Genomic DNA, 24,585 nt, shown 5'->3' on the forward strand with positions numbered 1-24,585 from the left:
TACTCAAAGGTTCAATAAACGTGTCTTGTTAAATCTTAATTGATATTTGTGTAAATGCGAGCCTTCTTCGATTTATTTAGTGGGCTATGCTGATTTTTCTGGATTGATACCATCCAGAAAACAGGGGGGTAGTTAGGCAGGCCGTTTAGTCTGCCTGGTAAGTGCCCCTGTTTTCTTTTGATAGGTGTGGTAATGCTTACCCTCTGCACAATAGCGCGGCACAAGCGTTATATAGATAAGCAGTTTATTGACACCTAAATGGATGGACGGTTCAGCATCGCTTAGTTGGCGGTTTTTATGGCCAAGGGTGATGGGTAAGGTCGTTCTAAAACCTTTTTCATCAGCGAGCGCATCTGCTTCATGGAGCGGCTGCCGGGGTGCTCTAGGTGCATCGGTTTTTCTTGGAAAAGCCGCGCATCCATCAAGGTTAAATCATCATCAATTAACGGCACAAACTCCATGTGATCTAAAATATCGGTTTGTAGGTCTACTCCGGGTGCTATTTCAGTGAGTAATAGGCCTTTTTCGGTGAGTTTGAAAACTGCTCTTTCGGTGATGAAAGTGACTTTTTGCTGGCACTCAATAGCGTAGTGGCCATTAAACGTGATCTGCTGCACGGCTGTTTTGAACTTTTTCAAAGGGCCGTTAGTGATAATGTTGAGTTCGCCATTAATAACGTCTAACTGCTGTTTGCCGGAGGTGAATGTGCCTAAAAAATAGATGTCGTTTGTGTTCTGGGTTATGTTTATAAACCCTCCTGCTCCTGCTAATTTAGTGCCAAAACGACTGACGTTTACGTGACCTTCTTGGCAGGTTTCCGCAAGTCCAAGGAACGCTTGATCTAGCCCGCCGCCGTCGTAAAAATCAAATTGAGCGGGTTGGTCGATAATCGCTTGGGCATTGCTGACGGCACCAAAACTTAGCCCGCTTGCGGGTTGCCCGCCAATGCCGCCGGGCTCTACCGTTAAGGTAAAGTCGTTAATTTTTCCCTCTTCGGCTGCAACTGTCGCAAGCATTTCAGGCATGCCTATACCTAAGTTAACAATCGCATCTTTTTTTAATTCGATTAAGGCGCGACGGGCGATGATTTTACGGGCGTCTAAAGGCGCATGTGCAGATTGTTGTGCGGTTGTGCGGGTTTGCCCAGAATAGGCAGGATTAAAGGCCTCGGCAAAGGTTTGCGGGTGATCTTCAGGTGTTGATAGTACAACATGGTCAACAAGGATGCCTGGAATACGCACGCGATCAGGTGTGAGTAGGTGTTCGTCGGTGATCTGTTCTACTTGTACTAAGACGGTACCGCCGCAATTTTTAACGGCTTGAGCGATGGCTAAAGAGTCGAGGGGGAGTGCTTCCCGTTCCATCGAGATGTTGCCATTTTTATCAGCGGTGGTTCCGCGAAGGAGTGCAATGTTGAGGGGGACGTGTTTATAAAGCAGGCACTCTTTGCCGTTTATATCGAGAAGTTGAACCATCTCTTCTGTTGAGCGGGCATTGATTTTTCCGCCTTCAATACGGGGGTCTACGAAGGTATGGAGTCCAACCGTTGTTAATGTGCCCGGCTTGCCTGCCGCAATATCTCTAAACATGTGGCATATGACGCCTTGGGGTAGGTTGTAGGCTTCAATTTTATTCTCTATAGCGAGCTTTCCAAGGGTGGGCGCCAGTCCCCAATGGCCGCCGATCACGCGTTTTACCATGCCGGGGTGGCCAAAATGGTTTAGCCCTCGGTGCTTAGTATCTCCCTGTCCTGCGGCATAGAGAAGCTGTAAGTCATTGGGTTGCCCTTCATCTAAAAAGCGCTTTTCAATAGCGGTGGCTAAGGTTTCAGCGAAGCCAATGCCGATAAATCCACCGGTCACGATCATGTCATTAGATTTTATAAGGCGGGCGGCTTGTTGAGCGGTAATTAGCTTATTTTTGCTTTGATGCATAGGAGAACCTAAGGTGTTTATTATTATTTTTAAGAGTGTGTATAGAGCAAATGCAAGGCCAGTAATTTAAAGTGTTTTAAAAACAGTAGGTTAATGTTTTTGTGAAGGGTGTTATATATCGGATATGTCTATTTTTGTATACAGTGTCTGTTTTTGTGTCTTATTTTATAGACGCTTTTTGTTTGAGGTGTAAATAGAGGCTAGCCCTTGAGATGCCAAGCAGTTTTGCGGCGGCTGTTTTGTTGCCGTGGCAGGTTTGAATTGCCTGTTCGATCGCATCGATCTCTAGTTGTGCTCTTTTGCTTTTTAGGTCAGTGGCTTGGGTTGTGGGTGTGTGTGGTAGATCGTCCAGTGCACCAAGGTCTTTGGCTTCTATACAGGCACCCTCAGCCATGACGCAGCCGCGCTCAATTCTATTTCTTAACTCTCTAATGTTGCCGGGCCAATGGTAGGTGTGTAGCCATTGAAGGGCCTCTGGTGAAAGGGAAAGTTCGGGCAGCTGTGATTGGTGTTGAATCTGTTGCAGCATATGTTGAGAGAGCTCATTTATGTCATCGAGCCGGTCGCGTAAAGGGGGGAGCTTGATAGGTAATACATTAAGTCGGTAATAAAGGTCCTCTCGGAAGGTGCCTTGATCTACGAGTTCGCGCAGGTTTTTGGCGGTGGCGGCAATGATGCGGACATCGACTTTTTCTAACCGATTGGAGCCGAGTGCTTCTACTTCTCTTTCTTGGAGGACCCGTAATAATTTTGCCTGCATGGCGAGTGGCATCTCGGCGATTTCATCAAGGAAGAGGGTGCCGCCATCGGCGAGTTGTACTTTGCCTATTCGGCCTTTGCTATTGGCACCCGTATAGGCGCCGGGTGCGCTGCCGAATAATTCCGCTTCAGCCAGTGCTTCAGGCAATGCACCCATGTTAATGCCAACGAAAGGTGCGCTTCGTCGGGTGGATGCGTGATGGATGCCCTGTGCTAGGAGTTCTTTTCCTGTGCCGGTTTCTCCAAGCAGTAGAAGGGTTGTGTCTAATTGTGCTGCGCGTAGTGCTTGTCTTCGTAACAGTTCGGTGGGATGGGAGTGGCCGAGCATATCATCTAAAGCATACCGGCTGGGTCTGAGGATTTTTTCATCCTCAAATTTACGGCGTAAGCGTGCAAATTTGTCGAATAGGGGTTGTAGGCTATCTAAGTCATCATAAAAGACAAAGCCGATTGCACCGATGGTTTGTTGGTGTTCATTTTTGATGGGTAGGCGTGTAACGACGCACCAGCGCTGTTTAATCTGCATTAGGTCAACAAAGCTGGGTTTGCCGCTTTTTATAACACGTGGCAGTTTGGTCGTTGGGAGGACTTGCTCGACGTGGCAGCCAGTAGGATCCGTATCTTGCGGTAGGTCGATCAGCTCTTTATAGGCATCGCTCATCCATAGGATGTTGCATTGCTCATCTACAGCAATAGACCCTTGGCATAGGCTCGACAATAGATCTAAAAGATTATGGTTGTTATCTTGATCGATCAGTTCGCGTAGAGAATCCATAAGTAGCGCAGTTTTATCCTGTTTCAAATAGGGATAAAACTACGCGTAGAGATGCTCGCTGCCAAGCTGTTTTTGCAAAAAGTAATGATTAAGCGGCGTTTCTTTTATTCAGCTTTTGGCGGCGAGAAACAGAACCTTTAAGTACTATTTCCCATTCGCCAGCGGTGCTCATGACTAAAGAGCCGCATTCACCACACTTGCATATTTGTGAGTGGCCAAGGTCGCTGACGGTTTTTAATGAAGGGTGTTCTTTCCCTGTTTTAACTAACTCAAAACAATGTACACAATCAGTATTCACGCTTTATTCTCCTTCCCTGTATTAGGCATGAGAGGCTGCTTTGAAAGTAATTATCGGACAGACTATCAAAATCTTTAGAATAAAATCCATAAAAAACAGAAAGTTTTTGATAAAACTTGTTGTTATTTATAGGGTTGTCGTGTAACTAATTGATAATTAATGTTTTTATATTTTGTCTGATGCGCCATCCATGATGCTGCCACCTGAACCATTTTTAGCCAGTTCGCCAATCTCTTTATCAATAAAGAATAAGCCTTTGCCATCTTCGCCAATAATTTTGATTTTATCCAAAATGCCATTGAAGAGTTTTTCCTCTTCATGCTGTTCTGCAACATACCATTGAAGGAAGCTGAAGGTAGAATAGTCGTGGTGTGTAAATGCGGTATGGGCTAACTCATTAATTTTTCCAGTAATAAAGCACTCATGCTCATAGACTTTATCGAATAGGTCTTTAATTGAGTTGTATTCAGCACTGGGGGCGTCAATTGCGCCGATCATCGCAGTCGCGCCGGTTTCATTCACATAAGTGAATAAGCGCTTCATGTGCGACATCTCTTCGTCGGCATGCTTATATAAAAATGCGGAGCAACCTTCAAAACCTTTAGATTCAGCCCAAGCACCCATCTGAAGATAGAGGTTGGAAGAGAAAAACTCTAAATTAATCTGTTCATTCAGTTTTTCAAGCATTGCTGGGCTTAGCATAATAGTTGGATCCTTTTGAATAAGCTTTAGCGGATTTTAAATCATTTCTGGCTTGCATAACCACTTTTTAGCGTTAGCAGAGCGTGCGCATTTCTTGCATAAGTAGCAGCTTGAACGAGTATAGCTTGCGAGCGTCTTAAATTGCTCTTCTATATCGGCCTTTTTAAATTTACATAAGGTTTTTGGTTTTGACATAGAAAGCTCTACCTAATTTTTGTTAATGATAATCAATCTCAAGCAGTATGTGAAACACTATTTGTTAATAGGTCGTTAGGGGTGTTGTTGTGAAAGTGAGGTTGAACCCTATTGCTAATACACTTGGGTTTTATTGTATGGCAAGGCGTGTAAGTGTTTGCTGTGAGGGCATGAATAGCGCGATTCATTAGCGGATATTGTTATAGTGACCTATATTGTTAGTCATTATGGGAAAGAATGTTATTGCTGTGTTTACGTTAAAGGTGGATGCTTTTTAGCTATTAAAACTCCCGACAAAAAAATAATAACTGGGCTTTAGATGAGCAATATAACGTTTTCTTACAGTGTAATCTTTGGCTGCCTCTTAACATTATCTCAATGGATATGGGCGGATCGTCTTTTTCAGCCTGCGATAGAGCAGGCGGCACCGGAGCGTTCGCTCTTACTTGCTATTTCGCGGGCGGGTGATCGATTGGTTGCGGCGGGTGAGCAGGGTGTCATTATTTATTCCGATGATGAGGCCTTAACATGGCAACAAGCCCGTGTGCCGAGTAGTACCCTGCTTACGGCAGTGCACTTTTTTGGTAAGCAAACAGGGTGGGCTGTTGGTCACGATGGTGTGGTGTTGCATACGCAGGACGGCGGGCAGTCTTGGGTGATGCAGTTGGATGGCGCTAAGGTTAATCAGCTTAGAGTTGATGCTGTTACTGCGGAATTACAATATCAGAGGAGCCTGGAAACGGTCGATCCTGAACGGCTTGAGAATCTTGGTTATCAGTTAGATGATGCAAAAGCCGCGTTAGATGGAGTGCCAAGTACTCCGCTACTGGATCTGTTTTTTGTCGATGCGCAGACAGGGTATGCGGTAGGTGCTTACGGTTTGTTTCTGGTAACCCATGATGGTGGACAGCATTGGCGTTATAAAGGGCAGATATTGCCGAATCCTGATAGCTTGCACCTCAATCGCATTATTAAAACAAAACAGGGACGCTTACTGATACTGGGTGAGGCTGGGTTGTTAATGCAGAGTGAGGATAAGGGCGAAAATTGGCAAGCGATCGATCTACCTTATCAAGGGTCGTTCTTTTCGACCGTGGAGGCGGACGATGGTTTGTATCTAATGGGGTTGCGAGGAACTGTTTTGAAACGCTCAGTGGATAATGAGGGTGTGACGGTTTGGGATTATGTGGATAGTGGTTTAACGGCGACGATTAATGATTCCGTTATTATTGGTCACCATGCCTACCTTGTGGGTCAAGGTGGCGCGTTATTAAAAAAACAAGGTGATTCGTTCGAGCCCTTTTTGCAAAGGGGGCTGAGAAGTTACAGTGCGGTTGAGTCGGTCGGGCATTATCTCGTTGTCGTCGGTGAAGGTGGTGTGTCCCGCATCGATGTAAGTGGAGGGGCAGGCAAATGAAACGTCTTTCCTCTATCTTGTTATGGCCAATTAATACCAGTGAGAAATTGGCAGAATATTTCCTGTTTACTTACCGAAAAATGTTGTTGATCTTTTTTCTGCTCGCCACGGTGTTTTTTACGTGGCAAGCATCACACATTCGTCCCGATGCGAGTTTTGTGAAAATGATACCTGCACAGCACCCGTTTGTTGAGAATTACATACGTTATAAAGATGACTTGGCGGGTTTAGGTAACAGTATTCGTGTTGTTGTTGCTGCAAAGGATGGCGATATCTTTAGTGCAGAGTTTCAGTCGACCTTAAAGCAGGTGACCGATGAGCTGTTTTTTATTCCTGGGGTCGACCGTTCTGCGTTGAAATCTATCTGGACGCCTAATGTTCGTTGGACGGAAGTGACTGAGGATGGTTTTGTCGGTGGTCCCGTGATTCCGGCTAAATATGATGGTTCAAAAGAAAGTTTAGAGTGGGTGCGTACCAACATACTACGCTCGGGTCAGGTGGGGATATTAGTCGGTAATGATTTTCGCTCGGCGATGGTGCAGGTGCCCCTTTTTGATAAAGACCCAGAAACAGGGGAGAAACTTAATTACAAAGCGTTTTCAGCTCTGTTGGAAACGTTGGTCAGGGATAAGTACAGCTCTGATACGGTTAGTATTCATATTACTGGGTTTGCAAAAATTGTAGGCGATTTGATTGATGGTGCGTTTGAGGTTGCCCTGTTTTTTGCTATCGCGTTTGTTATTACTATGGTTCTGCTCTACCTCTACTCAGGTAGTGTGATGGGGACTATTATTCCTTTAGTGTGCTCCCTTGCAGCGGTGATTTGGCAGTTAGGCATATTGAACTTACTGGGTTATGGCATTGATCCTTATTCCATGCTTGTGCCGTTTTTGGTGTTTGCCATTGCCGTCAGTCACGGTGTTCAGATTGTAAATACTATCACGCTTGAATCGGCCATTAATGGCGCTGAAAAGCTGCCGGCGGCAAAGCATGCGTTCAAAACCATCTATATTCCGGGTTTAACCGCACTGATTTCAGACGGCATTGGTTTTATTACGTTAATGGTTATCGAAATCCAAGTGATACAAGATCTTGCTGTCGCTGCTTCTATTGGTGTTGCGGTGATTATCTTGACCAATTTAATGTTGCTTCCTTTGTTGATGAGCTATGTGGGCGTGGGTCGTAACGCTATCGCTAAAGCGAAGCGGGGGATTGAAAAGAAAAATTCCCATTGGCACCTGCTGAGTGTCTTTGCGACCAAAAAGGGCGCTATCGTAGCGGTTCTGGTCGCGATTGGTTTGGCGGTGTTGGGGCTGTATGGCAGCAAAGGGCTGCAGATCGGTGACTTGGATGTGGGGGCGCCCGAGTTGCGCGCTGATTCCCGTTATAATATTGATAATCATTTTATTACCTCTAATTACTCTACGTCGAGTGATGTCTTTGTTGTGATGGTGTCTACGCCCGAGGAGCACTGTAGCCGCTACGAGACCTTGGCCTTGGTTGATCGTTTTCAGTTTTACTTGCGAAATGTCTCCGGGGTGCAATCCAGTATTTCGCTGGTGGATGTGTCGGAACGTGTAACAGCTGGATTAAATGAAGGAAGTCTTAAGTGGCGTTCGGTGATACGAAATCAGTATGTGATCAATGCCTCGCTTTCATATGTGCCTGCAGGGTTGATGAACAGTAGTTGTTCGTTGTTACCCGTGATTATTTTTCTTGATGATCATAAGGCGGAAACACTAAAAGCAGTGACGGTGGCTGTCGATCGCTTTGCCGCAGAATATGAGACCGATGAAATAACGTTCAATATGGCGGCGGGGAAAGCGGGTTTTGAAGCGGCAACGAACGAAGTGATTGAGATGGCCCAGTATGAGATGTTGATTTGGGTTTACTCTGTCGTGAGCTTTTTATGTTTACTGACGTTTAGGTCTCTGCGTACGGTGGTCTGCATTATCGCGCCATTGGTCTTAACATCCATCTTGTGTCAGGCATTAATGGCGAAGTTAGGTATTGGCGTGAAGGTGGCAACATTGCCGGTTATTGCGTTAGGTGTAGGTATAGGTGTGGATTACGGTATTTATATCTATTCCAAGATGCAGACTTACTTGCAGCAAGGGCATAGCTTACCAGCTGCTTATCTTGAAACGCTACAAAGTACAGGTAAATCGGTTGCGTTTACTGGTCTGACGTTGGCTATAGGGGTTATTCTTTGGACATTATCCCCTATTAAATTTCAGGCGGATATGGGGGTTCTTCTGACCTTTATGTTTATCTGGAATATGCTAGGTGCGTTGATTCTGTTGCCTGCAATTGCCTGCCTATTACACCCCAAAGAAGCGGTTATAGAGACTGCTGATTAATGCGTCGCTAGTGTCTTAGTCGCGATAATAGATAGGGGCGTCACGATGCTGGGTCCCTGTCTATTTAAGTGCATTTAACATTTTTTGCATTTTTGCGCCCTGTCCCAAGGTCTTTTTCTCTTTCACCAAGGTTTTTTTGAAGTCGTTCGCTAAGCTTATTGTGCGGTTGTTGGTTGCTTTGATCTCTAATAGCAGTGTGCGTAGTTGTGCTTTTATATCCTCTTCAGCTTCGGTGAGCATGATGGTTTCAACCGTTTTCGTGTGAACCGCCTGCACGTCAGTTAATTCATCCCATTTCCCCTGTTGCGCACAGGTTTCCATATGCGTGGATTGTTCTAGCGCTTCTTCTGCGAGCTTTATTAAAGGGTTCATGCTTTTCTCCAAAAAATATTAATGATCAGTGTGAGGGTGCCGATAACAAAAATCAACGAGGCATTGAAACACTTCAAAAAATGCTTGGGAAAAAAGTGAATATTTTTTCTAAAGGGTTTTTGTAAGCGGTCGATAACCTACACAAGCTTGGATTTCCTCTCTCTTGAAAGTGGATGTTCAAAAAGAAAATATTTTTATTACGGTCGGTCAAATTCGGCTGAGTATGAGGAGAATAAACTCATGTCAATGGTAATTAATTCAAACATCATGTCGCTGAACGCTCAGCGTAACCTAACGCTTTCACAGAACGATCAGAACCAGGCAATGGAGCGTTTATCCAGTGGTAAACGTATCAACTCTGCAGCAGATGATGCGGCGGGCTTGGCAATCACTAACCGTATGACCTCACAGGTTCGTGGTTTGGATCAGGCTGTACGAAATGCAAACGACGGTATCTCTCTAATTCAGACGGCTGAGGGTGCGTTGGACGAAACAACTAACATTCTACAGCGTATGCGTGAGCTATCTATCCAGTCTGCCAACGGTACATACGATGATGGTAACCGTTCTACATTGGATGCAGAGGTTCAGCAGTTGATTGCTGAGATCGATCGTATCTCTGAAACAACTAAATTTAACGGCCTTAATATTCTTGACGGCACGTTAGGTCAAGTTGATCTGCAAGCCGGTGCTGATGCCAACGAAACTATCGCGCTAAACATTGGTGCGACAGATACTCAATCTTTAGGTAACGGTACTGGCGCATCGATCATTGGTGCAACAGATTCGGGCAATGATCTATTGACTCAGCTGCAGACATTCGATGGTACAGAGACAATGTCTATTAACGGTATCGATATCGGCGACTTGTCTGCTGAAACAGTTCTGCAGGATGCTATTGATACAGTTAACTCGAACGTTGCTGGCGTGACTGTGGGTACATTGGCTGAAGCTACAGCGACGACATCGGGTGATGGTATTGTTGCTTCAGGTGAATACATTCAGTTTGCAGTAACGATGGCGAATGGTGATGTGCAGACGTTCCAGGTATCTGAGACGGGTTCTCTTCAAGAGCTAGCAGATAAAGCTAACGAAGTATCTAACGGCCTTATACAGGCTGAGATCAATGATGATGGTTACCTGACTGTATCGGTAGAAGGTGCTGATAATGTTGCGCTTACGGCAAATGGTGCAACGTTAAATGATGCGATCGGTACATTTACGAATGCAACGTTTGAAGCTGCGCTTACCATCTCTGCAGATTCTGGCGATGCTGTAACCATTGAATATAATGATGCCGCTCATGCCGATACTGTTGGTTTAGATACACGTTTAGAAGCTGGCACTGTAACAGGCTACCAAGCACAAGCGCAGGCTGATGTTGATGCGGGCCAGGTAACTATAAACGGTGTTACGCTGGGTGAGTATGACTCAAGTGTTGATTATGACGGTAACAGCACTGCTGGTGAAGAAAGTGACTTGGTTGCTTGGTTGAACTCGTACACAGGTGAAACGGGTGTGACAGCATCTCTAGATGGTGCTAATGGCATAACTGATGCATTAAAACTGACCTCCGTTGATGGTGGTGATATCTCTATCTCATACAAAGATGGCGATGAAGCTGCAATGGAGACTATATTTGGTCTTAATGAAACAAATGCTGCAGCGGGTGCAGGTGGTAGTGTCTCTAGCATCGATATTTCGACGGCTAATGGTGCACAGGAAGCTATCGACATTATTGACTCCGCACTTGAGCAGATTAACGCTACCCGAGGTGATTTAGGTGCGGTAAGTAACCGTCTAGACTTTACTGTGAATAACTTGTCAAACGTATCTGAAAACGTATCGGCTGCCCGTTCACGTATCGAAGATGCTGACTTTGCTTCAGAATCTGCTGCCCTATCAAGAGCTCAGGTTCTACAGCAGGCAGGTACTGCAATGTTGGCTCAGGCTAACGCTGCACCACAGCAAGTACTATCTCTACTTCAGTAAGATAGCAGCTATACTATTAAATAAAGTACCTAGTAGAACATGGATCCCCCTGAGTCTGTAAAGATGACGGGGGTGTTCTCAAAGGGTTAATTAAGAGGATTGAGTTATGGCTATTGAGTCAATAGGAGCAGCCGCTGCTAATGTAATTCAGCCGACACAGCAGACTCAACAAACCGGAAGTCAGGTAGCTAAACCCCAGCCCGTTGAAGCACCGCAAAAGAATGAGCAGTTTCAGCAGACTCAAGAGGTTTCAGCAGAGAAGTTAGATGCGGCTATTAACCGTCTTAATGAGATGATGGAAAGTAGTCAGCGCTCTTTAAGTTTTTCCGTTGATAAAGCGTCAGATCAAGTTGTTGTTGAGGTACGTGACCTAACAACGGATAAAGTAATACGTCAGATTCCAAATGAAGAAGCCTTAGCGTTTGCCGAATCATTGGATCGGATGATAGGATTCCTTTTTGACAAGAAAGCCTAAACGTTAAGGGCTTTCTTCCACCCACTTAAAAACCAGAGGCAAAGGCCATGAGTGATAGTATTATTAGCTCACTGGGAGCCGGTTCTGGTATCAATACCTCCAGCCTTGTTTCCCAGCTTGTAGATATCGAGAAGGCTCCTAGAGAGGAGCGTTTAGATGCCACAGAAGAGAAACTGGAAGCGCAGATATCAGCGTACGGAACGTTACAGAGCAGTTTATCTGAGTTAGCCGCAGTACTTGATCCCCTATCGGATAACGACACCTTTAATGCGCGCACCGTTTCATTTCCTGATACCGATGTGATTACCCCTAACTCGGTCGACCCCGGTGCCCAGACAGGTACCTATCAAATAGAGGTGGTCGAAGTCGCACAAGCACAGTCTTTAGCGACGGGTGCGTACTCAGATAAAGATCAGGCGTTGAATGAATCCGGAACACTGACCATTAGTTTTGGGACATGGACTTATGATGAAGATGCCGACCCTGGTGCGGATGCCGATGCTGATCAAGACCCTTACTCTTTTGCGACCAACGATGAACGCGCTTCGCTAAACATTACCGTTGATGCTGGAGATTCTTTACAAGATATTGCCGATAAAATTAATGATGAAGATGCAGATGTTCAGGCATCGGTATTATTGGTTGATGGGCAGTATCAGCTGTTATTAACCGCCCCATCGGGCGCCGATAATGCGCTTCGAGTGACCAGCGATGATGCCACTAAAGGTGACACCACGGGGTTGAGCGTTTTTGAATTTAATGAAACTGAGTCATCACAAGTCACTGAAACTCAGCAGGCAAAAGATGCCGAACTAAAGGTAAATGGCCTTAGTGTTTTCCGTGAAACAAACGAAATTGATGATGTGATTCAGGGGTTTAGCTTTTCATTAAATAAAGCTGAGCCGGGTAGTAGTTTTACGTTTACCGTGAGTGAAGATACCTCTATAGCAGAACAAGCCATAAGAGATTTTGTTGAAGCGTATAACCTGTTTTATGAAACGGCACAAAATTTAACCGGCTATAGTACGGATGAGGATAACCAGACTGTAAAAGGTGACTTATCCACTGACGGTACAGCCAAAGCACTGCTTAATCAGATTCGATCAACAATCGGATCCTTAGTGCCAGGGATTGATGAAGGTTTTACTGCGTTAACGAATGTTGGCATACGTACCGAGCTCGATGGGACACTGTCTATTGATGAAGATGACTTTAGTCGCGCAATGGATGAGAATTTTGACTTGGTTGAAACCCTATTTGCCACTAATACAGGGTCATCTAATGGTGAAGTGTCTGTTTCGGTTGGGAGTTATGCTTCTGGCACCGTTCCAGGTAGCTACGATGTTGTTATAACCACGGATCCAGAAAAAGCATCGGTGAGCGCTGACGCGATGGCTGATGGCGGTGCAATTGGTTTTGACAGCGCAGCTGATACGGTTGCTATAGCCGATGCAAGTTTGTTGGATCTATCCTTTAAGGTGACGGTTGATGGTGTTAAGTCGGATACGATTACACTGACGGGTAGTTATACTAGCGCAGACGAAATTAGAGCGGATTTACAGTCATTGATAAACGGTGATAGTAATCTTAGCGGAGCTAACGTTGCAGTTGATGTAGCCTATGATGAGGCGACTGATCAATTCTCTTTTACCTCTAGAAGTTATGGTATCGCGTCTAGCGTCGTTTTTGATGCGACGGATTTCGGTGCGGATATTGCGGAACTCGGATTTATTACACAGTCGGACAATGGTGTCGATGTTGTCGGTACTATTGACGGTGTGGCGGGGTTTGGTTCAGGTAATGTTTTATTGCCAGCGATCGATTCCGACCCTTATGGGTTGAACTTTACGATCGGTGAAAATGCGGTTGCTGCGGGCACAACGACAATTGATTTTTCCCGTGGGTTTGCCGGAGAGCTTGATAAGCTTATCGCAAGTTTTCTGTCGTCCTCAGGGAGTATTCAGCTACGTGAAGACAATATTAATCAAGCCTTAGAAGACGTTGCTGATGATCGCATTGAATTAGATCGTAAAATGGAAACACTTGAGTTACGTTTATCGGCACAATTTTTAGCGATGGAACAAATTGTAAGTAGTTTTCAAAGTACAGGTAACCAATTAGACGGTATACTTGATCGCTTACCATTTACCTCTACAAGTGGTTAACACGCGTTTATTGTTAAGCACGTTTTTAGAATATTTTATTAGATAGGTAGGTTTTATGAGCGTCAATTTAAACGCCCTAAAAGAGTATAAAAGTGTGGATCTTAGGGCAACCGTAGAAACAGCGAGCCCACATAAACTTATTTCCATGTTGCTAGAAGGCGCATTAACTTCTTTAGCTAAAGCGAAAGGCTCTATCGAACGTCAACAGATTGAAGAGCGAACTACGCACCTTAATAAAGCGTCAGATATTATTGTTGGCCTGAAAGGCTCGCTAGACCTTGAACAGGGTGGCGAGGTTGCGCTTAACCTTGATGAGCTTTACAACTATATGATACGTCAGATAGTGCTTGCGAATCGTGAAAATAGCGCTGATAAGGTTCAAGAAGTTATGAGCTTGATTCTAGAGATAAGACAGGGCTGGTCGAGTATGCCGGTTGAGCTTCAGAACGATTAATTTTCAGTTTGTAACATGATGTGTAGTAATTGCCTGTGAATCAGAAAAATGATCTTGTAAAGAAGGCTCTCGCGCTTGGGGTTTCAAGTTACCAGAGTGCAAATTTCCCGCAGGCAAAATCGTTATTTCAAAAAGTACTTCAGCTTGATGATAATAATTTTTATGCACTTCACTTCCTCGGCATCATTCTTCTTCAAGAGCATAATTATAAAATAGCGCATCTACTGTTGGTAAAAGCCCAGAGCTTGAAACCAAAGGATGCCGAGGTTGCTCACCACTTAGGTTTAGCATTTAAAGGCCTAGGTGATGCAAATAAAGCGAGTTATTGCTTTGCCAAAGCGGTGAAGTTGCAGCCCTCTTTAGCGGTAGCGCATCTAGGTTATGCGGATGTCGTATCGAGTATGGGGCGATATGAAGAGGCGATTAAGGCTTATCTCGCGGCCTTAAAACACGATTCAACGCTTATTAAGGCCCATAATAACCTCGGTACTGTCTACCGCAAAAAGGCGGACTTGGCTTCAGCAATAGCCTTTTACAAATCTGCATTAGTCTTAGATTCTTCGCGACTGGATATTCATAGTAATTTACTCATGTGTATGGCTTCTAGCGATGGTGTTTCTCCGAGTGAGTACTTGAAGGAAGCGCTTTGTTATGGCACTCAAGCACAGAAAACAGCGGATTCTTATACTGATTGGCCTTTATTGGATAAGTCGTCGGGTAAAACATTAAATGTGGGCTTTGTCTCAGGCGATCTTCGTAATCATCCGGTGGCAGCGTTTATTGAAAGCTTTATTGGCTGTTTTGATGACGGAAAAATATCTCTTACTGCTTTTTCAACAACATCTCAAGTTGATAAGGTTAGTGAGAGGCTTAAAGGCTATTTCAAGGATTGGCATTGCATAGAAGCATTAACGGATAAGGACGCAGCTACGCTTATCTATCAAAGTAAGGTGGATATTCTTATTGATCTATCGGGTCATACGGCTGGAAATCGGTTGTCTCTTTTTGCTTGGAAGCCCGCGCCAATACAGGTGAGTTGGATTGGCTATTTTGCCAGTACAGGGGTGTCCGAAATAGACTATATACTTACAAGTAACGCGCTATCTCCTCCAGAATATGAGTCGCATTATATTGAGCAGCAGTGGCATATTGATTCTGCTGGTTGCTTGAAGGTTCCTAGTGTTGATGTAGTGGTTGAGTCATTGCCTGCACTGAAGAACGGTTATGTAACGTTTGGTAGCTTTCATAGTTTGGCTAAACTCTCAGATGCGGTTATTGAAACATGGTGCGAAATTTTACACAGAGTACCTAATTCAAAGCTGTTTTTTAAATGTAAAGAATTAGTTGATAGTGCTTTTAGAGAGCGCTTAATTGCGAAATGTGAAGGCTTTGGTATTGACGGTAATCGTTTGCTTTTAGAGGAAGCATCTCCGCTACCTGAGTATTTCGAAGCATATAATTCTATCGATATTGGTTTGGATCCATTTCCTTATAACTCGGGTACTGTCAGCTACCATAGTTTGTGGATGGGTGTGCCTTATATTGCCTTGAAAGGGGATAGAATTTTGTCTCGGATAGGTTTTGCAAACCTTTCTCAAGTTGGGTTGGGGGCCTTGGTTGCTAATGACCGTGAGGGCTATGTGGAGCGTGCAGTTCAGTTCGCATCAAATATTGAAGAGCTTGCCTCTATAAGGGCTGGCTTGCGTGAAAAAGCGGTTCGTTCTGGGCTGTTTGATGGTCTAAAAATAGCCAATGAACTCGAGCATGTCTTCAGGGATATGTGGCAATGTCATTTACAGAAAGATAATAAATGAAGATACTTGTGACAGGTGGTTCAGGCTTCATTGGTTCTGCATTTATTCGTTATTTAATGATGCAAACCCAGCATGTTGTAATTAATGTAGACAAATTAACTTATGCTGCTAATAGTGCTTGTTCAGTTTATGAAGCTAATCTTCAACGTTATCGCTTTTATCAGGCAGATTTGACTAACCTCTCAATCATCACGCAGGTCATTGAGTCAGAAGCACCTGATCTGATTATTAATTTTGCCGCAGAAACTCATGTTGATAGATCTATTCATGGTCCTAATGCTTTTTTTCAGTCCAATATCGTAGGGACATATAATCTATTGCAGGCTGCTTTAGCCTACTGGCAAAGCTTATCAGTCACCAAACAGGCTAGCTTTCGGTTCCATCAAGTTTCAACTGATGAAGTCTACGGTGAGTTGATTAATGAGTTTGATCCCCCATTTACGGAGTTATCACCGATTAAACCAAGCTCTCCTTATTCCGCTTCTAAAGCAAGTGCGGATAATTTAGTACAGGCTTGGGGAAAGACGTATGCTATGCCTACTTTAATTACACGTTCATCTAATAATTACGGCCCATGGCAATATATGGAGAAGCTTATTCCCGTTGTTATTAACTGCATAGTAAAGCAAGAGCCTATTCCTATTTATGGAAAAGGAGACCAGCAACGTAATTGGTTACATGTGGATGATCATGTCAGTGCGCTTTATTGCGTGCTTACACAAGGCGATGTGGGACAAATTTATAATATAGGTTCAGAGGATGAACTGAAGAACATAGACCTTGTAAAACGCGTGTGTCGAATATCTGCATCACTGTTGAAGGCAGAGATCGACGATGTCCTTAAATTAATTACACATGTTGATGATCGCCAAGGGCATGATTTCCGTTATGCTTTGTCCAGTGAAAAAATAAAAAATGCGTTAGGCTGGGAGCCCACCATTAGTTTTGATGCAGGCCTTGCTCAAACCATTGAGTGGTATCTTGCATATTATGATGAGCGATAAGGCTTAGTGCCACAAAGGGTCTAGTTATGAAGGCTATTTTATTGGCAGGGGGGTTAGGATCGCGTTTATTTCCTGCAACTAAAAATATATCAAAGCAGTTACTACCCATCTATGATAAACCGATGGTTTATTACCCGCTATCGTTGCTCATGTTGGCGGAAATTCGCGACGTTCTTATTATTACCTCACCTGAGGATAAGCATAGTTTTGTGAGTATGCTTGGCGATGGTAGTCATTTAGGTATGCGATTGGAATATGCGGTTCAAGAAACCCCAAACGGTATAGCTAAAGCCTTTGAGATCGGAGCCGATTTTATAGGCAATAGTAATGTATGCTTAGTGCTAGGCGATAATTTATTTTATGGTCATACGCTCAAGCCTTTAATGCTGCAAGCTAAAACTGTTCAGCATGGCGCGACTGTATTTGGTTATAAAGTACCAGATCCAGAAAGGTATGGGGTTGTGGCATTTGATCAGTCCTGTAATGCAGTGTCGATTGAGGAAAAGCCGATTGATCCTAAATCAAACTTTGCAGTGACGGGGTTATATTTTTACGATCAAAATGTTGTCAGTATTGCTCAACAAATAAGCCCTTCTGCTCGAGGGGAATATGAAATAACGTCTATTAATCAAGCTTACTTACAGGCAGGTGCATTACGAGTAGAGTTATTAGGCGACGATGTGTCTTGGTTTGATGCGGGTACCCATGAAAGTTTACTCGCGGCAACTAATTTTGTGGCAGACGAACAGCGTGATGAATGTAAAATCATAGCAAGCCTTGAAACGATAGCTTTCCAAAATAATTGGATAACAAGAGGTGACTTGCTATCCCTTGCTGATAGTTATCCCCAGAGTACTTATAGTCAGTACCTCAAAGAAATTGCCTTGAATGAAATATCAGTATTATAAGCCTGCGATTCTTAATCACACGAAGCTTATTCAATATATTGAAGGCATCAACGATCGTCGATGTTTTACTAATAACGGCCCGCTTGTTCGAGAATTAAAAGAGCGCCTCGAAGCATACTTAGGTGTAAAAAATCTATTACTTGTTTCAAGTGGGACGGTTGCATTACAGGTCGCTTATAAAGCGTTAGGGTTAAAAGGTAAGATTATTACAACGCCTCTTAGCTTTGTTGCAACAGCTAGCGCATATAAATGGCTGAATCAAAACCTTTGTTTTGCCGATATAGATCTAGATACGCTTAATCTAGATCCTAGCGGTGTTACCAAGCATACCTTTCTTAGCTGTGATGATGCTGTTGTTGCCACTCACTTGTACGGTAACCCTTGTGATATTGCTTCTTTTAAGCGACTTTCTCTGCGTTTTGAGAATAAAACCATTTATGATGCTTCTCATGCGTTTGCAACACGTTATGGCGGGAAAAGTGTGCTATCTGAAGGCGATGCTTCAGTGATTAGTTTTCATGCCACAAAGCTCTTTCATACCATTGAAGGTGGGGGAATTGTTTTTGCATCCAATGAAGATTACAAACGTGCCGAAAAGATGGTTAATTTTGGTTTTGACCATCAAGGTCAGGTAATGGAGGTTGGCATTAATGCAAAAATGAGTGAGCTCCATGCTGCTGTTGGCCTCACGGTGTTAGATGATATTGAATTAATGGTTGATCAGCGTTGTGAAATGGTGGAGCACTATTTAACGTGCTTGGCGTCCTATGGTATAGCGTTTCCAAAACGGCAAGAAGGCGTTGATCGATATTCGCCTAGTTATATGCCTCTGATATTGGAGAGTCCAAAAGAGCGTGACCTTTTATGTAATATGTTGCGTGCGGAGGGTATTGAGACACGCAAGTATTTTGAGGGTTTACTCCATAAACAGACCGCTTTTACCCGTTTGTCGGTTAACTTGCCTAAGGCTGAGATAATCGAGAATAGGCTGCTTTGCTTGCCGTTGTATATGGACCTCAAAAAAGCTGATATTACTTATATATGTGAACAGGTTGTGGTGATACTAAATAAAATTAGGCAAAAACGGCTAGCCGAGAAAACGTGTAAGGGCCTTTGATGAGGGTTATTTTGTTATCGATTAGAGTAACTACTTATGCTTAATATAGTTGTTGTCGGCCCCGGCTTGATGGGAAAACAGCATATAGAAAGGATTGAGGCGACATCGGGTATGGTGTTGTCTGCGGTGGTTGCTCCAGCGTCCTCAGTGAATCGCGATTATGTGGCTAGGCTGAACGTTCCTATGTTTAGTGACTTAGGCCGTTGTATCGAATTTCAGAAGCCTGACGGGGTTATTATTGCTAGCCCGAATAAGTTTCACACAGAGCAAGCAATCGTATGTATAAAACATGACATTCCGGTATTGATAGAGAAACCTTTATCGACCTGCCTTAAAGAGGGTAGGCGTATTGTGGATTTTGCTAAAGAAAGGGACTTTGTTCATAAAGTGATGGTTGGGCATCACCGTGCTTATAGTCCATTGATTCAACATGCGTGTCGAATTATTGAAAGCGGACGTGTAGGTAGTCTTGTGACTGTGCAAGGTAGTGCTCAGTTTTATAAGCCTGAGTATTACTTTGTAGAAGGGGAGTGGCGTACACGTCTTGGTGGCGGTCCAATATTGATCAATATGATCCATGAGGTTGGTAACCTACGTAAACTCATTGGTGAAATAGAATCGGTTCAAGTCATTAGCTCTTCAGAAAGAAGAGGTTATGAGGTCGAAGATACAGCAGTGATGAATTTCCGTTTTGAAAATGGAGTCCTTGGGTCATTTGTACTATCTGATACGGCGGCGTCAACTCAAAGCTGGGAATTAACATCAGCCGAAAATCCAAGTTATCCACATTATGCGGAAGAGAATTGTTACTCAATATCAGGGACATTAGGGACACTTGATATCCCTACTATGAATATTAAAGCTTATGCCTCTTCTGATACGGCTTCTTGGATGGAAGCTTTTGATGAATATGATGCTCCTGTGGATCGACAAGATCCCTTGTTACTACAGTTAGAACATTTTAAACAGATGCTAAATGGCGATGAAGGTCCAGTCGTTTCTGTTTGGGATGGCTATTGTAATTTAGCGGTTGTTGAGGCGATCAAACAGGCTGAAGAAAGTGGTTGTCTTGAGCGAGTGGTATATTAAATATGTCTCAGAAAGTACTTTTAGTTGATACGGGGTTTTCTTCGCAGCCAATTTACCAATCAATACTTGATTTAGGTTATGACGTTCACGTGGTGGGTGGGCGACCCGATGATGCGTTGGCTAGAATTGCAGAGCAATATTGGTGTCTAGACTATTCCGATACCGATAAGCTATCAGAGCTAATCAAGCAAGAAAATTATCAATATATAGTGCCTGGGTGTACTGATCGTTCTTATACTTCATGTTCTGTGGTCGGGGGGGATGGCGCTTCTCAAGGCATCGAACCACCAGAAAATGACGCAACGATTAATTTAAAACACTGCTTTAGACGTTTGTGTAAAGATTTGCGTATATCAATTCCGGAGGTGGTTACCCAATTTCAGCACCACGTCTTTCCACTAATAGTGAAACCAGTAGATGGCTATAGCGGAAACGGTATTTCTATTGTCGACAGAACAGAGAAAATGGAAGAGGCAATTGCGCTAGCTACATTGGCGTCTCCCACCCAGCGCTATGTATGCGAACAATACATAAAGGGGCAGCTCTTCAGTCATTCTGCTTTTTTAGGACAGGGGCGGGTCGTACAGGACTTTATTGTTCAGGAAGACTCCACGGTTTCCCCTTTTGCTGTTGATCTGAGTTTTGTGATTCATGATTATCCTAAAAAATATTTAGACCACCTGAGAGAATCGGTAGAAAAAATAGCAGAATATCTTGGTTTGCAGGATGGTTTGGTACATACACAGTTTATTCAATCAGGTGATCAGCTCTATCTGATTGAAATGACACGACGTTGCCCTGGGGACTTGTATAGCCAGTTAATTGAACTTCAGACTGGATTTCCTTATGTGGAAAATTATGTAAGGCCTTTTCTTGGCATGGAGCTTAATATTGCCCCTTTGAGTAGTGAGCCGCATTTTGTAATAAGGCATACAGTCTCTGCTAGCCAAGGGCAGGTTTTTACTGGGTTAAAGTTTAGTGATGATTTTAATCTCGATCGGTGGGTGCCATTGGCTGTTGCGGGGGATTGGTTAGATGAAGGGCCTCGAGGTCGAGCGGGTATTGTGTTTATTGGTTGTAAAGATAATGATGACCTGAAAAGTACCTATAGCAAGTTTAGTGAACGAAAGGCGTATCAAATGCTCTGATTCATGCGTTCTTGATTGATTTATATAGAGCATATAAATGTTTGCTGGTTTTTTTAAATAGAAATGACTTAACGTTAGACTTTAAAAGCGATCATTTAGTACTGTCCGTAAAGCTCCGTTTGAGCGTGCGTTTTTAACATAATTGATAAACCGGCTGTGGTGGTTTCTTGTAATGTTACTCTCCATTATTGTTCCAACATATAATCGTGCTGATCGCTTGTGTGCCGTAATTCAAGCTTACTTGAATCATATCGCCGATGCCTTGGGGGGTGAACAGTGTTTTGAGTTGATTCTGGTGAATGATGGATCAACGGATAGTACCGCTTCTCGAATAGAGCAGTTGAGTGAATATGAATCAGCGATTATTTCAGTCAATTTATCGACTAATCAAGGTCCTGGATTAGCAAGAGACCAGGGTTTAAAGGTAGCTAGCGGTAAATGGGTTTGGTTTTTAGATGATGATGATCAGCTTCTCAAAGGTTCGCTCCATGCCTTGCTAGACCTCCTTTTAAACGTATCTGAAAGCACCACAACCATTGCACACTCTCTGAAGCAAAATTATTCAAAAAATAAATGTGGAGGCAATATAAGCTTTGGGCTTATATCAAATGTTCTGAACTATCAGGAGCAGCAAGAAGTTTTTAACTTTGTTATTAAGCGCCAGATAATATTGGATAATAATATAAAGTTTAGTTCGGGAGTACATGAAGATATTCGTTATGTTTTTGATGTGCTTCGGTTCAGCTCTTCGATTACCGTTCTGGAAGAAAAGGTTGTTGAGAAAAAGTGCTCGGATGATTCTATAACATTGGGGATGAGCACTCGGCGTATATCCGGGTATTTGAATGCGGTAGCAGAGGTGGTTCTCAATCTTGAGCTGTTGCATTTAAAAAGTGGTATGGAGTCATTAAGCCTTAACTCTATTTTGACCCAAACCATAGGTGTTATTCTCTATCAAATTGATAAAGAAAAGACTCAAAATGTAAGGGTTAGCTTATATCGATTTCTGGGAAAGGCTCTAAGGTCCAAAAATTTTTCTGCCTTGATGCTAGACGAATTGAGTCTAATCCGAGATGAGCCTCGAAGGGCTAGTACAACTAACTTCAAATTAGCAACGTGCATTTTTTTGGAGTATATAAATACTCTGTCGCCACAATGGAGTAAGGTCGATACCTCGATTAAAGATGTTTATGCGAGTAGGTTATCGTGTCGTGATTTGGACAAGTCTATCTTCCTTGGGCCTAATGAAATTCGGGCTTGCTGTAAGCGCTTTTATTTTCGGGGTAAAAGGGAGGGGGATGTTGTACTTCTTAAGTCAAACTCGGATGTTACGTTTGAAGATGTCCAAAATGCTAAGTCGGATCTGCTGTCAAAGATTAATAGTGGTGAGCCTAATTCCTGTGATGGATGCCCATACCTTGAGCGTAGAACGGTTGAGAACGAGCGCATTAATTACATTTCATTAGAGAACTTTTCATATTGCAACATGCGCTGTGATTACTGCTCTCCAAAGTATTATGGTGGCAGCGAATCGAGCTACTCAGCGTTGGGTATGGTTAAAAATCTTATGCGTGATGAATCTTTATTAGATGAGCGCTGTCAGGTGGTTTGGGGGGGCGGTGAGCCAACGCTTAGTCCTATCTTTAAAGATGTAAACAGACAGTTAGTTAGTAGCGATAAAATACAAAAAATCCGAGTTTTGACAAATAGCCTGAAATTCTCAGAAGAGTTATTTAGCCTTTTGGAAGATCCCCGCGTTCATATTGTGACAAGTATTGATGCTGGCAGTGAAGCAATATTCCGTAGTATACGAGGGCGCGGAACGATTAATGCTGTCTTGGATAATTTGCAAAAATATCAACAGGCAATGAGTGATATTCGTCGCCTCACCATAAAATATATAGTCCGCTCTGATAACTGTAGTAGTAGTGAGCTTGAAAATTTTGTTGCAAAAATAGTGAGTCAAAATCTGATTGGGTCCGTTTTTCAGATTAGTTGTGATTTTCAGCTTAATCGGGCAGGCATGGATGTGATTAAGGGGATTTATGAACTTTCAACACGCCTGTTGAGTGCTGAAGCTCATGTGGTCGTTTTTGATGATTTAATAAGAGACCGGGTTTCAGTGAATAAAGCCCAGCTGCACGAAATAACGCGGCATTTGGATTCCTTAGGTTTGAATAACCGTTTTTTAGTGAGCGCGGATCATCCTCAAGAGGTTGTACTGTGGGGAGTAGGTCTACAGTCTGAATGGTATCAGAATCATACGACAGCGGGCGACGCAGGGCTGTTGGATGCTGCTGTATATAATCAAGATGATCTGACAAAACTAGGAAGTGAATTTCTTAAGAACGAAGCGCTAATCCTCCCCTGTGGAGTGCAAAGCTTATATGAAATCCTTCAGAATATTGAGACAGGAGGACTTTCATCAAGACTGGCGCGAGTCGTTATTGCATGATAGTTAATATATTATTTTTTAGCCGTGACTTTTCAGGTACGCATCACTCATGAAGTTATTAGTATTTCCAACAGACTGTGAAGCAAATACTGAGTTATATGTACTCCTGGAGAGGCTAGGTATACCTGTGGTGGGGGCGAGCTCAACCAAAGGGCAGAATTTTCTAGGGAAGCATACATTCCCGCTTCCATACATTACCGCTGATGGATTTCTGGAAAAAATTAAGCTTTTAGTCTGTGAACATGAAATTACGCATTTCCACACATCTCATGCGGGAGTTTGGGGGGTGTTAAAGGGGCTTGTAGAGAGCAATGAACTTTCTCAAGAGGTTACTCTTTGCTCAGAGTTTCCTTTTGATGCTGAGTGGTTAAGATTCGAGAAATATGCGTTTTGGGCTAAAGCATTTTTACGGCATCAACATCTTTCCGGTAGTCACTGCACCTTGAGAGAGGATGAGTTGGCGGCTTTATGTAAACAATATAATGAAATCCCTGGACAGTGTGACAATCATAAATTGGAATCATTAATTTCAATTGCACCAAAAGTCCCAGTAGGGGATTGGGTTGAAATTGGCTCCCTGTATGGGCGTTCATCTTTTGCTCTGGGCTTTCTTGCCCAGCATTTCTGTCAAGCCAGCCTTATCTGTGTTGACCCATGGGACTCAGTTGAGGTTTTAGGGCAGAAGGGGAAGGCTGAAATATTGGATAAGCAAGGGGCCCAGATTGATTACAGTAAGATTTTTAAAATTTTTCAATCGTCAATCGGGTTGTTGAGAAATGTAAGTTATATAAAAGCGTTGTCAAAGGACGGAATTAAACGCTACTTGAAATCTGATTTGGATGGGTCGCCCGTAAATATTGATAAGGAGATTGCATTTTTACATATAGATGGTAACCACCACTTCGATGAGGTGAGTAAAGACATTGCTCTGTGGGAACCTCACGTATGTGTAGAGGGTTGGGTCGCAATCGATGATTACCTTTGGGCTTTTGGGGATGGGCCTAAGAGGGCTGGAGACCTGCTTCTAGCAAGTAAGCGCTTTGACCTAGCTTTTGTTATGGGTGACACCTTATATATGAGGAAGTCACAAAAAGAGTAAGTGACAAAAAACAGGCGCGTATGTTTTTTTGTGGTCTTTGTGCCATTTATTTG

The 24,585-nt window shown here is 43.4% G+C and carries 19 protein-coding genes; 14 read left to right on the plus strand and 5 right to left on the minus strand.

From position 1 onward, the window contains the following. Positions 1 to 281: 281 nt before the first annotated feature. The 4 genes from A3773_RS06530 to ftnA form a co-directional block, all read right to left on the minus strand. Positions 282 to 1,934 (minus strand): acyl CoA:acetate/3-ketoacid CoA transferase, encoded by a 1,653-nt coding sequence (locus tag A3773_RS06530; RefSeq protein WP_067984287.1) that lies wholly within the window; start codon positions 1,932 to 1,934, stop codon positions 282 to 284. A 160-nt stretch (positions 1,935 to 2,094) separates the two neighbouring features. Then, positions 2,095 to 3,468, minus strand: a complete 1,374-nt coding sequence (locus A3773_RS06535) for a sigma-54 interaction domain-containing protein (RefSeq protein WP_067984289.1) — start codon at positions 3,466 to 3,468, stop codon at positions 2,095 to 2,097. Between the two features lie 88 nt (positions 3,469 to 3,556). Continuing rightward, positions 3,557 to 3,766: a hypothetical protein gene (locus tag A3773_RS17780; protein WP_156473457.1), complete on the minus strand. Its 210-nt coding sequence runs from the start codon at positions 3,764 to 3,766 to the stop codon at positions 3,557 to 3,559. A gap of 165 nt (positions 3,767 to 3,931) precedes the next feature. Continuing rightward, positions 3,932 to 4,468 carry a non-heme ferritin gene (gene ftnA / locus A3773_RS06540; protein ID WP_067984291.1) on the minus strand — a complete coding sequence of 179 codons (537 nt, stop codon included), beginning with the start codon at positions 4,466 to 4,468 and terminating at the stop codon, positions 3,932 to 3,934. Between the two features lie 514 nt (positions 4,469 to 4,982). On the opposite strand from ftnA, the gene A3773_RS06545 reads away from it, so the two are divergent. Together A3773_RS06545 and A3773_RS06550 are read left to right on the plus strand one after the other, a co-directional pair. Beyond that, positions 4,983 to 6,080, plus strand: coding sequence for a WD40/YVTN/BNR-like repeat-containing protein (locus tag A3773_RS06545; RefSeq protein ID WP_067984293.1), 1,098 nt, complete (start codon positions 4,983 to 4,985; stop codon positions 6,078 to 6,080). Beyond that, the gene (locus A3773_RS06550) at positions 6,077 to 8,440 is read left to right on the plus strand and encodes an efflux RND transporter permease subunit (protein ID WP_067984294.1); all 2,364 of its coding nucleotides are present in this window, start codon (positions 6,077 to 6,079) and stop codon (positions 8,438 to 8,440) included. The genes A3773_RS06545 and A3773_RS06550 overlap by 4 nt, the downstream gene beginning before the upstream one ends. A 60-nt stretch (positions 8,441 to 8,500) precedes the next feature. Here the strand turns inward: A3773_RS06550 and fliT are convergent, their stop codons facing one another. After that, positions 8,501 to 8,812, minus strand: a complete 312-nt coding sequence (gene fliT, locus A3773_RS06555) for a flagellar protein FliT (RefSeq protein ID WP_067984296.1) — start codon at positions 8,810 to 8,812, stop codon at positions 8,501 to 8,503. 240 nt (positions 8,813 to 9,052) lie between these two features. Here fliT and A3773_RS06560 point away from each other — a divergent pair, with 240 nt between their 5' ends. From A3773_RS06560 to A3773_RS06615, 12 genes are all read left to right on the plus strand, one after another. Next, a complete protein-coding gene (locus A3773_RS06560) occupies positions 9,053 to 10,804 on the plus strand; it encodes a flagellin N-terminal helical domain-containing protein (RefSeq protein WP_067984299.1) in 1,752 nt (583 codons plus the stop codon). Between the two features lie 106 nt (positions 10,805 to 10,910). Beyond that, on the plus strand, positions 10,911 to 11,279 hold the full coding sequence (locus A3773_RS06565; RefSeq protein WP_067984300.1) for a flagellar protein FlaG: 369 nt from the start codon (positions 10,911 to 10,913) through the stop codon (positions 11,277 to 11,279). 47 nt (positions 11,280 to 11,326) lie between these two features. Beyond that, entirely contained in the window at positions 11,327 to 13,444 is a 2,118-nt protein-coding gene (gene fliD / locus A3773_RS06570; protein ID WP_067984302.1) for a flagellar filament capping protein FliD, read from the plus strand. Between the two features lie 55 nt (positions 13,445 to 13,499). Further along, positions 13,500 to 13,898, plus strand: coding sequence for a flagellar export chaperone FliS (gene fliS, locus A3773_RS06575; RefSeq protein WP_067984304.1), 399 nt, complete (start codon positions 13,500 to 13,502; stop codon positions 13,896 to 13,898). Positions 13,899 to 13,933: 35 nt separating this feature from the next. Beyond that, on the plus strand, positions 13,934 to 15,712 hold the full coding sequence (locus A3773_RS06580) for an O-linked N-acetylglucosamine transferase, SPINDLY family protein (RefSeq protein WP_067984306.1): 1,779 nt from the start codon (positions 13,934 to 13,936) through the stop codon (positions 15,710 to 15,712). Further along, positions 15,709 to 16,716: a dTDP-glucose 4,6-dehydratase gene (gene rfbB, locus A3773_RS06585; protein WP_067984308.1), complete on the plus strand. Its 1,008-nt coding sequence runs from the start codon at positions 15,709 to 15,711 to the stop codon at positions 16,714 to 16,716. Before A3773_RS06580 ends, rfbB begins: the two co-directional genes overlap by 4 nt. Positions 16,717 to 16,742: 26 nt before the next feature. Next, on the plus strand, positions 16,743 to 17,624 hold the full coding sequence (rfbA, locus tag A3773_RS06590) for a glucose-1-phosphate thymidylyltransferase RfbA (protein WP_067984310.1): 882 nt from the start codon (positions 16,743 to 16,745) through the stop codon (positions 17,622 to 17,624). Beyond that, positions 17,605 to 18,741 carry a DegT/DnrJ/EryC1/StrS family aminotransferase gene (locus A3773_RS06595; protein ID WP_067984312.1) on the plus strand — a complete coding sequence of 379 codons (1,137 nt, stop codon included), beginning with the start codon at positions 17,605 to 17,607 and terminating at the stop codon, positions 18,739 to 18,741. The genes rfbA and A3773_RS06595 overlap by 20 nt, the downstream gene beginning before the upstream one ends. A 36-nt stretch (positions 18,742 to 18,777) precedes the next feature. Then, positions 18,778 to 19,830, plus strand: coding sequence for a Gfo/Idh/MocA family protein (locus tag A3773_RS06600; RefSeq protein ID WP_067984314.1), 1,053 nt, complete (start codon positions 18,778 to 18,780; stop codon positions 19,828 to 19,830). A gap of 2 nt (positions 19,831 to 19,832) precedes the next feature. Further along, positions 19,833 to 20,978: an ATP-grasp domain-containing protein gene (locus A3773_RS06605; RefSeq protein WP_067984315.1), complete on the plus strand. Its 1,146-nt coding sequence runs from the start codon at positions 19,833 to 19,835 to the stop codon at positions 20,976 to 20,978. A 172-nt stretch (positions 20,979 to 21,150) separates the two neighbouring features. After that, the gene (locus A3773_RS06610; RefSeq protein WP_067984318.1) at positions 21,151 to 23,433 is read left to right on the plus strand and encodes a glycosyltransferase; all 2,283 of its coding nucleotides are present in this window, start codon (positions 21,151 to 21,153) and stop codon (positions 23,431 to 23,433) included. Between the two features lie 49 nt (positions 23,434 to 23,482). After that, a complete protein-coding gene (locus A3773_RS06615) occupies positions 23,483 to 24,532 on the plus strand; it encodes a class I SAM-dependent methyltransferase (protein WP_067984319.1) in 1,050 nt (349 codons plus the stop codon). Positions 24,533 to 24,585: the final 53 nt, after the last annotated feature.

This window comes from Neptuniibacter pectenicola (genome assembly GCF_001597735.1).
Taxonomy (GTDB): domain Bacteria; phylum Pseudomonadota; class Gammaproteobacteria; order Pseudomonadales; family Balneatricaceae; genus Neptuniibacter; species Neptuniibacter pectenicola.

Excerpts from the sequence above, each read along its gene's own strand:
- A3773_RS06550 (WP_067984294.1), top strand. The coding sequence starts at position 6,077 with ATGAAACGTCTTTCCTCTATCTTGTTATGGCCAATTAATACCAGTGAG.
- A3773_RS06615 (WP_067984319.1), top strand. The coding sequence starts at position 23,483 with ATGAAGTTATTAGTATTTCCAACAGACTGTGAAGCAAATACTGAGTTA.
- A3773_RS06535 (WP_067984289.1), bottom strand. The coding sequence starts at position 3,468 with ATGGATTCTCTACGCGAACTGATCGATCAAGATAACAACCATAATCTT.
- A3773_RS06565 (WP_067984300.1), top strand. The coding sequence starts at position 10,911 with ATGGCTATTGAGTCAATAGGAGCAGCCGCTGCTAATGTAATTCAGCCG.
- A3773_RS06560 (WP_067984299.1), top strand. The coding sequence starts at position 9,053 with ATGTCAATGGTAATTAATTCAAACATCATGTCGCTGAACGCTCAGCGT.
- A3773_RS06530 (WP_067984287.1), bottom strand. The coding sequence starts at position 1,934 with ATGCATCAAAGCAAAAATAAGCTAATTACCGCTCAACAAGCCGCCCGC.
- fliT (WP_067984296.1), bottom strand. The coding sequence starts at position 8,812 with ATGAACCCTTTAATAAAGCTCGCAGAAGAAGCGCTAGAACAATCCACG.
- fliD (WP_067984302.1), top strand. The coding sequence starts at position 11,327 with ATGAGTGATAGTATTATTAGCTCACTGGGAGCCGGTTCTGGTATCAAT.
- A3773_RS06610 (WP_067984318.1), top strand. The coding sequence starts at position 21,151 with ATGTTACTCTCCATTATTGTTCCAACATATAATCGTGCTGATCGCTTG.
- rfbB (WP_067984308.1), top strand. The coding sequence starts at position 15,709 with ATGAAGATACTTGTGACAGGTGGTTCAGGCTTCATTGGTTCTGCATTT.
- A3773_RS06595 (WP_067984312.1), top strand. The coding sequence starts at position 17,605 with ATGAAATATCAGTATTATAAGCCTGCGATTCTTAATCACACGAAGCTT.
- A3773_RS06605 (WP_067984315.1), top strand. The coding sequence starts at position 19,833 with ATGTCTCAGAAAGTACTTTTAGTTGATACGGGGTTTTCTTCGCAGCCA.
- A3773_RS06545 (WP_067984293.1), top strand. The coding sequence starts at position 4,983 with ATGAGCAATATAACGTTTTCTTACAGTGTAATCTTTGGCTGCCTCTTA.
- A3773_RS06600 (WP_067984314.1), top strand. The coding sequence starts at position 18,778 with ATGCTTAATATAGTTGTTGTCGGCCCCGGCTTGATGGGAAAACAGCAT.
- ftnA (WP_067984291.1), bottom strand. The coding sequence starts at position 4,468 with ATGCTAAGCCCAGCAATGCTTGAAAAACTGAATGAACAGATTAATTTA.
- rfbA (WP_067984310.1), top strand. The coding sequence starts at position 16,743 with ATGAAGGCTATTTTATTGGCAGGGGGGTTAGGATCGCGTTTATTTCCT.
- fliS (WP_067984304.1), top strand. The coding sequence starts at position 13,500 with ATGAGCGTCAATTTAAACGCCCTAAAAGAGTATAAAAGTGTGGATCTT.